This is a genomic window from Flavilitoribacter nigricans DSM 23189 = NBRC 102662 (assembly GCF_002646595.1).
Classification (GTDB): Bacteria; Bacteroidota; Bacteroidia; order Chitinophagales; family Saprospiraceae; genus Flavilitoribacter; species Flavilitoribacter nigricans.
The window spans coordinates 35,780-48,622 of record NZ_PDUD01000062.1; the positions used below are offsets into that span (position 1 = coordinate 35,780).

6 protein-coding genes and 1 tRNA gene are annotated in these 12,843 nt (G+C 38.9%); 4 read left to right on the forward strand and 3 right to left on the reverse strand.

Annotated elements, in window-relative coordinates; all coding sequences use genetic code 11:
* Positions 1–43 precede the first annotated feature (43 nt).
* The 3 genes from CRP01_RS38730 to CRP01_RS42605 all read right to left on the reverse strand — a co-directional run bounded on the left by CRP01_RS38730 (position 44) and on the right by CRP01_RS42605 (position 8,796).
* Entirely contained in the window at positions 44–541 is a 498-nt protein-coding gene (locus CRP01_RS38730; RefSeq protein ID WP_099155481.1) for a hypothetical protein, read from the reverse strand.
* Complete coding sequence (locus CRP01_RS38735; protein WP_099155482.1) at positions 534–8,198, reverse strand: SpvB/TcaC N-terminal domain-containing protein; 7,665 nt, start codon at positions 8,196–8,198, stop codon at positions 534–536. The genes CRP01_RS38730 and CRP01_RS38735 overlap by 8 nt, the downstream gene beginning before the upstream one ends.
* 511 nt (positions 8,199–8,709) lie before the next feature.
* Positions 8,710–8,796 (reverse strand) — tRNA-Arg (locus CRP01_RS42605).
* Positions 8,797–8,928: 132 nt separating this feature from the next.
* On the opposite strand from CRP01_RS42605, the gene CRP01_RS38740 reads away from it, so the two are divergent.
* The 4 genes from CRP01_RS38740 (at position 8,929) to CRP01_RS38755 (ending at position 12,487) form a co-directional block, all read left to right on the forward strand.
* Positions 8,929–10,173 carry a site-specific integrase gene (locus CRP01_RS38740; protein ID WP_099155483.1) on the forward strand — a complete coding sequence of 415 codons (1,245 nt, stop codon included), beginning with the start codon at positions 8,929–8,931 and terminating at the stop codon, positions 10,171–10,173.
* A 348-nt stretch (positions 10,174–10,521) separates the two neighbouring features.
* On the forward strand, positions 10,522–10,803 hold the full coding sequence (locus CRP01_RS38745) for a helix-turn-helix domain-containing protein (RefSeq protein WP_099155484.1): 282 nt from the start codon (positions 10,522–10,524) through the stop codon (positions 10,801–10,803).
* Complete coding sequence (locus CRP01_RS38750; protein ID WP_099155485.1) at positions 10,800–11,126, forward strand: hypothetical protein; 327 nt, start codon at positions 10,800–10,802, stop codon at positions 11,124–11,126. Before CRP01_RS38745 ends, CRP01_RS38750 begins: the two co-directional genes overlap by 4 nt.
* Before the next feature lie 2 nt (positions 11,127–11,128).
* On the forward strand, positions 11,129–12,487 hold the full coding sequence (locus CRP01_RS38755) for a YfjI family protein (RefSeq protein ID WP_099155486.1): 1,359 nt from the start codon (positions 11,129–11,131) through the stop codon (positions 12,485–12,487).
* Positions 12,488–12,843 lie beyond the last annotated feature (356 nt).

Consider the following 12,843-nt stretch of genomic DNA (forward strand, 5'->3'; position numbering starts at 1 on the left):
AATAGTTTAACATTAAAAAATCATAATTTGATCAATATCAACGTCACCAAAGTAATTGGACAGTACTAAAATCAAATTGTAAATCCCTTTCAATAATTTTAATTTTCGATGCTAAAAAAACATCTCTAGCCCGATCCCATCGAGCAAACAATGTTCTATTCTCTTTTTTAATTTCATTATCGAAATCTCTATCCATAAGTATTTGTAAATGATGCTTGTTAAATATTCTTCGATCTTCTTTATCCAATGACTCAAAAAAATTATTATAGAAAAAAATCCTATCCTCTAGACTCAATTTAGGCACCTCAATTAATTCACTTCTTGAATGCTTAAGCCTATCTATCTGCAACCCAAAAGCTATATCATCATCTTTTATCGATATATATTTATGCCTTAAGAGTGGCTTAAGCGTATTTCCTTCAACATAAACTCCAAAAAGTATTTTTTTTTGACAGTCATAGTAATAATGCTTTTTAGTATCTTCTAAAGGAGAAGACACCGCGTGCATAAGCCACAAATGATATTCATCCAGTTTATTCATTAGTAAATTTATGAGGTTTAATTATAGAATTTTTTTCAATTTCAACGCTAAATATTTGTCGAGCCCCAGGTCCTGCCTGCTCAACTGTTGATTCTAACACCTTGACTTCTTTGGTTAGAGTGAACTTTTCTATTTGAAATAGTGAAGGATAGGAATTTATTATGTTTTTTCCAAGTTCACCCGGAAGTATACCTTCCTCTAGAAAGAAGTAATGCTTAGGTTCTGTAGTACTTATTAAGGAGTACCTAAAAACAACATCACCTTCGTTTAAATTCTTGATGAGTACGGGGTCATCAAGGTAGATAGCTTTTAGGTGACGATCAATATCCGGCACTCCTGATTTCTCTAAAAAGTCTTTTGCAAGATTTAACCTTTCTTCTACAACTGATAATCCAGTGGCAGGTACTTTTACATTTGTTATCTTCCGAGATATTTTTTTTGAAACATTGGAGATAGTATTTTTCACAATGCTTGAGGATGTGCTTACACCTTTGCTACCTAGAATACCTTCAGTGATACCCCACGTAATCTGACCTATTGCTTCTCCAAATTCAAAAGGATTGCTACTTTTTATATTATCAAAAAACTTACTCACACCCTTATTAAAATTCAACCTAGCTTCTACAGTCTGAGTCCCCAGATTGTTATCCATCCAAAGAAGCTCTGACCAATCATTTCCTGCCATCAAAGCAAAGGATAGATTGCCCATGTTTTGCCAAGTCTCTTTCCTCCACATATCTTTAGTGTAGAACTGCCAAGTCCTTTCAACACTGTCATTAAAACCCTTACTTACCCCCATTTGAAAAGCAAAATGATAAAAACTAACTTTTTGCCACAACTCACTCCAACCATCACTTTGCTGTCCATTTAAATCGATTCGATTCACTGGATTATCTAAGACATATTCATAAATATTTACGCCATCAACTAATCCTAGAGGATCAGGTTTTAGCCATCTACCAAGAAATGATAGGTAATACCTAGAGTTATTGTAAATTAGTCCACTTTCATCATCTCGCTCCATCCTAGAATAGAGATATCTTTTAGCTACTATTTTAACTTCTACATTCGTAGCCTGATAAGCAATTGTTCCATAAGGATGATATTCCTCATAGCTAATTATATTGGCATTTTGGTCCAGCTCCAATGTTACGGAGCCTAAATGATTACCAAATTGGTATCGGGTAGTTCTTGAATCGGTATCATCATTTACATTATTACGAGTATCGACCATAGCAAGCCTTCGAGTATCATCCATCACATGCAACGTAGTTCGTTCCAAACCACTATGATTACCCGAGTGTCTCTTATAAATTTCAATACCCCCCAAATAAAGTCGCTCTTCTTTTTTGCTTGGCAATGCATTTCCCAAGGCTTGGTTTTCTGTTATCTTACGAATTCTTTGCCCACTACCATCGTAGACATAGTAGGTGGTTTCCGGAGTGCCATAATTTATTTTTTGTTTAGCTACAGTCTTTAGCTCATCTCTAAAATTCCAGGTCATTACCTCCAGGTGAGGCATTTTGGAAATAAAACCGTGGCTGCTATGATGCGGGTAGGTATAGGTCTGTGTGCCTACGGTAGTGCTTTCTAGGCGATTATTTTGGGTTTGGTATTGGTAATGCCTTGTCCAGTTTCCTCCTGAAGCTAAGTGTTGCATTTGGAGTATGTTGCCAACCGCATCATACCTGTAATTTTGGGTATAATTACGCCAAGCCATATCATCACCAGGGCTATACTTTTTAAGGAAAGGGATGTCGTTCCAATTATCCGTTTTTCCAAAACTTACTTGGCCCGTATGCTCACGCCCATTGGCTTGGGTTAGCCGATATAAGGGGTCATAAGTATATTGGTTTCGCCCCGTTGTTTTTTCTCCATTAAAGAAATGGGTAGGAATGCATTTGTCTTCAATTTCAGAAATATTGCCCACCGGATCGTAGGTATAATGTAAATTTTGTAGCTCCCTGCTACCATCAGGAGCAGTGGTAATCAGTTGTATTAACCGAAACGTGTTGGGGTCATACGAATAGGTGGTCTTTGCATTATTACCATAAGTAATGCTTAAACGCTGGCCCTTTTCATCGTAGTCAATATTTTTTACAAAGAGTTGGGCAGACCCTTCTTGGGTAACTTTTATCGTTTCCAGTAAACTGGCCTCATTATAGCCTGGCTCGGTTACGCTACCATCCGGAGTTTGCGACCAAATTACTCGGCCCAAGGCATCGTAGCGTATTTCGGTGGTGTATATTGCCGGTTCCAATAGAGTAGCCAAATCTCCACTCCAGTGCACGGTTTCTTTATAATCAATGGCAAATTGCCTGCTATTGCTGAGCGGTGCGCCCTTTATATCGTAAGCACCGATAGCTACTTTACCGGCAGTATCATACTGAGCAAAAACCTGGCCTCGTAAATTCAGTTGCTTATCATTGCTTTGGTTTTCGCCATAAATGATCTTTTCATAAATATTGTCCAGCTTAGTGCCTTGGCCTCCTATTACCTTACTTTCAAGTGGGCGTTGCAAAACATCATAAGTAAATTCAAAAATATGCTTGCGGCCATCCCATTTCTTTACCGGATTTCCCATTGCATTATTGAGCATCCAGCGTTCTCCGGCATCCATACTATTCTGGTAGACCCGGTGGCCAAGCATATCGTACCTATAAGTCATTACAGGATTGCTCCTGGCATCAACGACTTCAATGGCATTGCCCTCTATATCTAGCTTGATGCTGGTATAGTAATACTCATCTGTTACATCAATGATCTTACCAAAGCTGTCCTTTATTGGTATTCGGTTGTGAGCAATACTTAATACGGGGCGGCCTAAAGTATCCAGTGTCACCACCGTGGGCGTGTTGTAATGTTGAACGGCTTTCCAGGCCGCCAATTCATCTTTGTCACTTGGAGGGGTATTTGGATCTGGATCTGGGCTTTTGCGATCCATATACCATCGACTTTCTTTTACAGTATCATTTTGGTCGTAGCTACGCTGTAGCCAGGCATCAAATTCTACTTTGGTGAAAGTACCATCGGGAAAGTCCGTTTTAATACTCCTTCCTAAAGCATCATAATAAAGAATGGGTGTTACTCCTTTTTTAACTAGTTCCGGGGCATCTTCAAAATGAGGAGTATACGAGAAGTAAGGCTCATATTGCTTGACCGGATTACCCTTATTGTTTAAGATGGTACGCCCATTGCCTACCCAGCGCAATTTTGTGGTAGAAATTTTGGTGTTGGATTCTAATGCTTCAGTAGTCTCTTTTTCATTGCCTTGCTTTGCTACAGTTTCGGTTATTTCGGGCTCTGCTTGAGCTTTAAGCATTGCTACATTGCCTAAGCCATCGGAATATTCAAAAGCAATTTGAATTTTGCTATCTTCTGCAATATGGTGGTGGGTTTCTCTACTTATGGAAGCAACTACGGCCGGTTTACCTGTATTTCTATACACTTCGAAGTCATATAAAAAGCGCGTAGTGGCATGCTTTAATAGAAAACGGCCATAGCCATCTAATTTATTTAAGCTATCCGGTTGAAAAAAAGATTTGATAGCCTTAGCTTCCTCTTCTCCGGCAACCTCATTTAAACCATCCAAATCATCAGTTGGATCGAACTCTGCGATGCCATCTTTATTCAAATCCTTTCCTAAAATAGCTGTGGCCTTAACCAAACCTAATTCATCAGTTAGTACTACTGAAAGGTTGTCGTTTACATCTCTCATTACTTGCGGAGCAAGGGTACGAAAGTTGAATTGCTCAATCTTTACCGTGTTTTCCAGTACGTCATCGGTTTCATTTACCGGCTCGTAGTTTACCAACGAATTTTCCGTTTCCTGAATAAAGAGGAAGTAATCCTTATAGTAGCGGACCTTGGTGATCGTTCCAAAAGGATCGATAAAGGCGGTCGGAGAATAGAATTGTTTCTTTGCAGTTGATACATCTTGGTCTAAAGCATCATCAAAATACTGGGCTACTCCTGAACGAATCCACCAGTTATTATCCCCTTCGCAATGAACAAAACGAACCTCTTTCATTAAGCTATCTGAAAAGATTACTTTGTCTCCGTAGATGTGGTTAAACAGACCTTCGGTATAAGCCAATTGATAACTTTCAAAAGAAATGCCTTTACTTTCTAATACATGAAGGATCAATGGTCCGGTAAGGTCATCTTTTTGATAAACTGTTCGGACATGCTCAATTTTTCTGCGTTGTATTTTTGATGGGTCGGAAACTTCATGGTATTCGATTAATTGGCTCCCCGATTCCAGTATATTTTTATCCTCATGGTGGAAATCCTGACTTGTATATAAATTGCCGGATTGGTTTAGTCCAGTTATCTCATAAATCTCCGTTTCAGAAGCTTGCCGTAAACGGTAAGCATGGTTTTGAATAACATCGTTGGTAAATGAGTTACGGGTGTAGGTTATCAGTGTTTTTGCTTGTACTGCCTGAGTTTCCAGAGGGAGTGCAGAATCTATTAGCTGTCTGTGATAAACTACAGAAGCTGCTTCCAGAGTATTACCTAAATCATCAACTTTTACATTTAAGGTATGCGCAATGCGAGGGTCCGTTTCGTTTCGTTCGTATTGTATGCTAAGCGCTTCCCCTTCGGTAACCATAAACACACCAAACTGATTTTTTTGTCGGGCTTGTACACGTTGAATGTGGCAGTTATGCGTAGCTACGGTGTAAGGTTTAAATTGTTTTCTATACTTTTCGGTTTCCTCCAAATTTCCTTCATCCGGCTCCACTTTAGGGCCATCAAGAGCAAATACTTCTTGGCGTAAAACCATACCTTTACAAGATCGGAGGGCTTCTCTCCATTCCGCTAATGATAGCTCATGGGCAATACTTTTCTTTAAGACATCAGTGGCTGCACTGACAGTAGCCGGAGGCAATTGCAATTCGGAAACGGATAAGGTTGCTTCAGAGAATCTTCGATTGTATTCCTTATACCAATATTCCTCTCTAAATTGGTCTAATATTCTTTCTCTATCTAAAAATGCACCGGTATGAAACCATGTTTTGGTTAAAACGGGTGCTTGGTATAAGGCTTCGTTTTTGTCTTGCTCAGTCGCTGAGCTATTGAACATCCACTGCTCGTAAAACTCTGTGTCTATTTGATCCACCCGTCCAAAACCACGAAACTCTCGCTCGGAATGATCATAATACCCATGATGATATTGGTATTCGGTAGCAAAGCGAACATTCGTTATTTTTTCTTCTACTATAAGTTTGCTAACGACTTGTACCGGAAACGGTAATTTTGTTACCCAGGGTTTTCCGGCTAACTTATCTTGTAGGTAGTAGTAAGTGGAACTCTTATAGATAAGTGTTGTCTCCTTCCCCAGGTTATTGACATATTTCATTAATACATGCGGTTTCTTACTGCTCATAAGATCAATATACCGCATGGAAGATCCTGCATTTGCGGGAAGGTCAGAAGACCAAACAATGCAAGACGTTCCTGTCCCTAAAAGATCAATGACCGACAGCTTAGCATTTTGATCCATTGGAAAAAATGGATCAATTACATGGGCTTCGCTATAAGCATTGCCACTTAGGTTGATATAGGCCTTAAATTGGCCTTGCCGTAAATAAAGAATGTCGGTTGCCCCGGTCCCGCTTACATCTGCCAGATGTAAATATTGCGGATTAAATAGATCATCGTAATCAAAAAGCGGAGCATTCCCCATTGTTACTTTTGCACTAAACTGGCCATACCCCATATTGGCCCAATAACAAATTTCTCCATTTCTTATGCGTACGATATCTGTAAGGCCGTCACCAGACATGTCTGCCAGGAAAATACTTTGCTCCTGATCGGCAAACACAATGGATGGCCCTTGTTCTTCATCTATAGCCTTAATGGATTTTTGGGCTGCTTTGTGTCCAGCTTTTCCATCGGCTTCGTACCACAACCAAGCATTTTCTTCGGAAACTACAATATCAGGTTGGCCATCGCCATTGATGTCAATTAGGCGGGAATTGGAATCTTGTAGATTAATATTTGCGACCTTTTCGAAGGCTTGAAAAGGCTCCCAATTCTCATCCTGGCCTAACTCAAAATACCCTTTCATTGTTGGGCTACTGACTACGATTTGCTTTTCGCCATTTGCAGCCAAATCTTGTAAGCTCAACACACCTGAACTAAGGCCGGAAAATGAAGGTTTAGGAGCTACCTTTTTTGCGGCTGCAAAGCTCACCTGGCCATCTTCGCCTATATCGCCAAAATTACTTTTATAAAACCAGCCTCCACTTTGTTCGGTTAGTATTCCTGATATACCTTCTCCATACAGATCTACCCATTGGTAGTTGTTTGTGAGTCCAACGGGCAAATTTGCAATACTTTCTTTATCAACCGTTCTTACTTGAGTGTTCCAATGCAAGTTTTGGTATTGGAACTCCATTGGAGGCAATGACTTTTTGGAATAGGTGTCATCAGTTTTTCGAATATAGCCCGCTTGGGTAATGGATTGCAGATAGGTAACTTCTGTTTGCCCAGCGTTGTTGATGGATGAGGGCTGGTAATGAAGATCAAGAGAACGAACTAGATAGTCCTTTCCAAATGGTGTACCATCAAACTGTTTTTCATCTTCAAAATGATGGAACATTAATATTCGCTTGCATAACCTATTGGTTCGAATTTCAAATCCGGACCGGTAGGAAGAAAAAGGATCAAGTCGATAATCCCATTTAGAATCAGCATTTATCTGGGGTACAGGTATAGCTATATCATGTTCTCCATAATCAAATACTACTTCAAAAAGATGGGTATTATCACTAGGTAACTGCGGATCGTGCCATTCGGTTGGATTAGCATAATAGGGTCGATAATTCCCATACCGAATATACTTTACATACTTATTGGTAAAGGGAGATAGGCCATTAATACGGTTCTTTTCGTAAACAGTATTCTCTACTTTTTCCAGGTTTTCTGCCTTGTATTCGTATTGTATCCAATTGCCTTTATCATCATATGAGAAATCAGGTAGCCATTGAAAAATTCGGCTAGGGTCGGTAGGGTCTGCAATTCGGGAATTGGTGGTTCGGCCAAAGATAGTGGCTACATTTTCTCTGGTAGTTACTTTCCAATACGTTCCATTTCCTTTTTTGGTAATTCTCTCAATTTTTGAAAAACTACCTTCTATCCGAGGCCGGTATCGCTTTATAAAGTATTCCTCATTTGCAAAATAGCCTTCCACCGACTCCCAGTTTTCGGAGTCATTTTGTGTAAGGTAAGGTACCAGATCTTCCACTCCGGAAAACATGAAAATATCTTCTTCGCCTTTGCTGTCATCTTTGTATTGGGGTAAACGCTTATCTGTCTTTCGTTGAATAGAAGGCAAACCCATGGACCACCCTAAACCAAATGGGCCATTGCCTCCTCCAGAATTGTAGCTCAATGCTAAAGAAGGAGAAAAACCGTTTCTGCCGGGAGTTAATGGTAGAGGAATGCTGAATCCAGCCGTTCCATTGGCGGCATTTACTTCAAACTTTTCATCGATACCTTTAAGAGCACCACCACCTTTTGGCAAGGAAATCTCCGGAATCTGAATTGCATTAGATTCAGTAGGCTTTTCTTGGGTAAGCTTACTTATAGCGGATTGACTTTGGTCATTCCCGTTGAGATTAGCCTTATTTGGGGTATCGGTGTTCATAGGTTATTTCCAAGGGATGATTTGGAATAATACCGTTTTATCACTTGGAAATGCGATAACAATTCCAAGTGAATATATTAAAAATTTTTACGTTATGAGTGTTTTCTTAATGACTGAGAGGAAAAAAGATAGAGTAGATTGGATGTTGCTATGTAGAACTATAGTTGCTTTAATACTGTAATTCGCCAGCAAAAATAAAAATAGTTTTCACAAAACCACATTATAAAGTATTTTAATTCAAAAAAAATATTGATTACAAAATAAAAATTTGAACCCATTCTATAATACTCACCTAGGAGTTGCATTCAGAATAAAGTTGCCATTTTAAATAACTTGATTCCTCCAAGAAAGTGGATTGAAGAAAATATCCAATAATATGCCTGCGCTTTATAAGCACAAGAAAAAGTATAACCTCGATATGTAATCCGTGAATTTCAAATCTACCGTGCAAATTTCGTGCAAATGAAAAAAGCACTTACATTCAAAAAGTTTGTAAGTGCTTCATTTTCAGTGGTGAACGCGGAAGAATTCGAACCTTCGACCGTCTGCTTAGAAGGCAAAAATTTATGGTTTTAAAAAATCTGTAAAAAATTACTTCATCGTTGAAAGCTAATGAAACAAGGGGGTTGGAGTCAATTTAAGGTTTTTAGGGTATGATAAAAACCAATTTTTCCGTGCAAATACTGTGCAAATATTTATATTTGAAATACATATTTATCGTTTAAAAATAATGGCCTCAGTAAAACTCTATTTTGACATCAGACGAGCTAAAAGTGATGAAACCTACCCTCTAAAATTAAAAGTCTTCCACAAAAACTTAGCAAGGTATATTCCACTAAACTTCTTCTTCAAGAAAAATCAATGGCATGTTCGGGATCATAAAGTGAACTCATCTTACCCAAATTCCGGTAGAGTTAATGCTCAAATCAGGAATCTCCTCTCTATTGCCACAAACTACCTTGCCGAGCAAGAGCTGCTAATCCGTAAGCTATCAATTGATGAACTCAAGCAAAACTTAATCAATGAAATGTTTAAGACGGACGATGAAGCCGATCTCGGAAATCAGCATGAATTTACTTTAGCCCATTTTGCAAATAGCATTATCGAAAGACAGCTAAAATCCGGAAAGGTAGGAACCGCTCAAACCTACAAGACATGCCTAAAGGCAATATTCAGATTTTCAAATGAAAATTTGTTGTTAAAGGATATCAACCACCGGTTTCTGGCTGATTTCGAAGCTGATTGTTTAGCGAGAGGTATCAAAGTAAATAGTATCAGTGTTTATCTCCGAACTTTACGGGCAATAATGAATAAGGCTATAGATGAAGGGATTTTACCACAAGAACAATACCCGTTCAGGAAGTTTAAAATAAAACAGGAAAAAACGCAGAAGAGAGCTATCTCAAAAGAAGAGATTAAAAAGATCATAGACATCGAGCTGCCTAATGGCAGCAGGATCTGGCATAGTCGAAATTATTTTGTCTTTATGTTCAATATGAAAGGAATGAACTTCATAGATGTAGCCTATTTGACAGTGCAGAATATTCAGAAAGATCGGATCGTATACAAACGGATCAAAACTGGCAAGCTATATAACATAAAGATCACATCTAAAGCACAAGAAGTTCTTTCTTATTATTTAGGTAGTAAAAAGCATAAACCGGCAGATTATGTCTTTCCCATATTGACGAAGGATGATTCCGTGGATATGGAAACTGAGCGGAAAAGATTTAAAGACAAGCGGAAAAAACTCAATCAGGATCTCAAGAAAATCGGAGATCTCTGCGGTATCGAAACCAACCTAACCTCCTACGTCTCCCGTCACACCTGGGCTTCCATTGCCAAATTCTCTGGAGTGGCTCCAGCCATCATCGGAGAATCTTTAGGCCACTCCGATCTCAAAACTACCGAAACCTATTTAGCCCATTTTGATCATGATGTTTTGGACGATGCCAACGACTTAATCGTTGGGTGAAATTTTTCTCCCTGATTTTCAGTTGTTTAAAAAATTTTCGGCATTTTTTTAATCAACTGTTAATCAAAGCTTTGACTTTTGAGCTGAAGCTTTTTCACATAGCAATTCCGAAATTTTTCCTCAAAAATTGACTGCCTTAATATCAGCTATTTAGCAGTAACTTTTTTACAAGTCTTTTACAAAAAAGTAATTCCTTCTTTTACAAAAGTTTTAAAAACGATTTACATTATTCGACTGATTTACAGTTTGTTGTGGTCATTTTAAATTACTAAAATTGTTGAAGCGATTTAGAAATTAATAAGCCTATTAGACCACTTTTAAACTGATTAAAAACCAACACAGACTACTATGGAAGTTATCGTAATTCACAGTGAAGCCTTTCAAAAACTTCAGGAAGATTTAATGCAAGAACTCAAGCAAGCCTTACAAGAAGCCCATTTTTTATCAACCTCCAATTCTGATAGTGACTGGATCGATACCAACAAAGCAAAGCATCTCCTTGGTGTTAAAAGCAAAAGTAAAATGCAGGAACTCAGAGACCAGGGGGCTATCCGCTTCAGTCAATACGGCAGAATTATAAAGTACTCCCAAAAAAGCATTATCCAATTTTTAGAAAAACACTCCCGATGAACACTATTATGCCCCTTAAAGAACAAGATAAAAAGCTCACCATTCTGGAAGAAGTAATCGAACAGCTTACCAAGAGGTTGGAGCATTATTCCGCTACTCCTAATGCAAAGCAGTTTTACCTGGATCAGCAAAATGAAACGATCACTCAATTGCATACCCTTTATAAAGAAATCCATGCGTTCCGGTATCTATCCGTTTGGCGAGATATCGAGCGCATGATGAAAAGAGCGGAAGCTAAAGATTCACAGATTGCTGGACATGCCATTTTTATAAGAACCAGAATGAACGGGACACTCCCATCCGTGATTGATAAATATTGGTAATCATGAAAGAATTTACACACATTAAAATCTCCAAGAAGCCAGTTCCATTTTTTGAATCAACAACACTTATAGAGCCGCCCATGGAAACCAAGCCTTTTCCCATTAATGTCTTTCCGGATGTAGTTAAAGCCTACATTGAGGAAAGCACGGAATGCCTCAATCTGGTTCCGGATTTTATTGGAGTAGGAGTACTCTCTGCCGTGGCCAGTCTTATAGGCAATAGTTATCGTATACAAATTAAAAAGGGCTGGACCGAGCGGCCCATTCTTTGGTTGGCCATTGTTGGATATTCCGGCATTCGTAAAACACCTTCTCTGGATGCAGCTATCCTACCGCTACAGAAGATCGATAAATCCCTTTACCTCCAGTACTGTGAAGAACTGGAAAACCATAAATCACAGCTTGAAGCAGCCGATCAGGAAAAGCCACTTGCAAAACAACTCATCGTAACGGACTCCACCATCGAAGCCCTAATCCCCATCTTAAAGCAAAATCCTAATGGTATATTGTACTTCAAGGATGAACTCATTAGCTGGATCAATGACCTGACTCGCTACAACCGAGGCAGTGCCGAACAACAATGGTTGAGTCTCTATAGCAACCAACCGATCCGCTTAAATAGGAAAACAGATGATGACAATTTTCGAGTCGATAGTCCTTTCGCTAATGTGCTGGGGGGTATACAACCGGGCATCCTATCCAATCTATTCGAAGATGGAAGAGGCATTAATGGTTTTACCAGCAGAATAGCCTTCTCATTTCCAGAACCCATAAAAAGAAAAGTATCCTATACAACGATGGCACCACTGGTAGCGGAAGACTATGAAAACTTCATTCATCGATTCTTGCATCTTCAAAAGGCTGAAAACAACGCTGGCCAAATAGAACCGATTACTCTGGAATTTAGCTACCCCGCCCAGGATAAATTTTACGAGTGGAACGAAACGTTTATAAACCAGCCAATTAACGATCCAAATACATCTGAAGCGATTAAAAGTGCGCTATCTAAAATGGAAGCACTCATGCCCAAGTTGGCTTTGATCATGCAGTTTATCGAGAATGTCGGAAATCAGCAGAGGGAACCAAAGGTGGTTGAAATAGATGCGGTAAACAAAGCCATTGAGTTGACCGATTACTTCTACGCTCATCTTCTAAAAGTTTTTCGAGAAGTTGGGCTTAAGACGAGTAATGTTGAAAGTAGAGAACTTTTACTCTTAAAAAGTTTTTCAAGCCAATTTCTAGATGGGCAATCCAAAGAAGCAGCTATAAAAAATTTATTGGCAGACGGTTTCGCCAATTTTGAGATCTCCAAAGCTTTAAGTGTCCCCAAAAGCAGTGTCCATTATTGGAGTAAGAAATAATGTTGCGTTCAGCGTTCAGTAAATTTTAAGGTAAAAATCTGGAAATCATACACTTAAGTCATTTCGAGCTGAACGCTGGCCTTTTTACTTCCTTCCAAAAATGAAATTCCTCTATGTTTAGCGTTCAGTTGATCATCAGTCAACATATTGATTTTCATTTCTTTAATTTGTTTTGCGCTGAACGCTGAACTGAACTTGCTTCACGAAAGGTTTCTTGAGAACAGCGTTCAGTGAATTTAGATAGTCACTCAAAAAACTGGTAACTTACATTTAAAAAAGAGCGTGACAAAAAAAGAAAGAAATCAATTGATCTGGGATCGCTACCAGGAAGGCTATAGCCAGGAAGAGATTGGGAA

Bases quoted from the DNA above. Each gene is read 5' to 3' on its own strand.
- CRP01_RS38735 (WP_099155482.1), bottom strand. From the start codon at position 8,198: ATGAACACCGATACCCCAAATAAGGCTAATCTCAACGGGAATGACCAA.
- CRP01_RS38755 (WP_099155486.1), top strand. From the start codon at position 11,129: ATGAAAGAATTTACACACATTAAAATCTCCAAGAAGCCAGTTCCATTT.
- CRP01_RS38740 (WP_099155483.1), top strand. From the start codon at position 8,929: ATGGCCTCAGTAAAACTCTATTTTGACATCAGACGAGCTAAAAGTGAT.
- CRP01_RS38745 (WP_099155484.1), top strand. From the start codon at position 10,522: ATGGAAGTTATCGTAATTCACAGTGAAGCCTTTCAAAAACTTCAGGAA.
- CRP01_RS38730 (WP_099155481.1), bottom strand. From the start codon at position 541: ATGAATAAACTGGATGAATATCATTTGTGGCTTATGCACGCGGTGTCT.
- CRP01_RS38750 (WP_099155485.1), top strand. From the start codon at position 10,800: ATGAACACTATTATGCCCCTTAAAGAACAAGATAAAAAGCTCACCATT.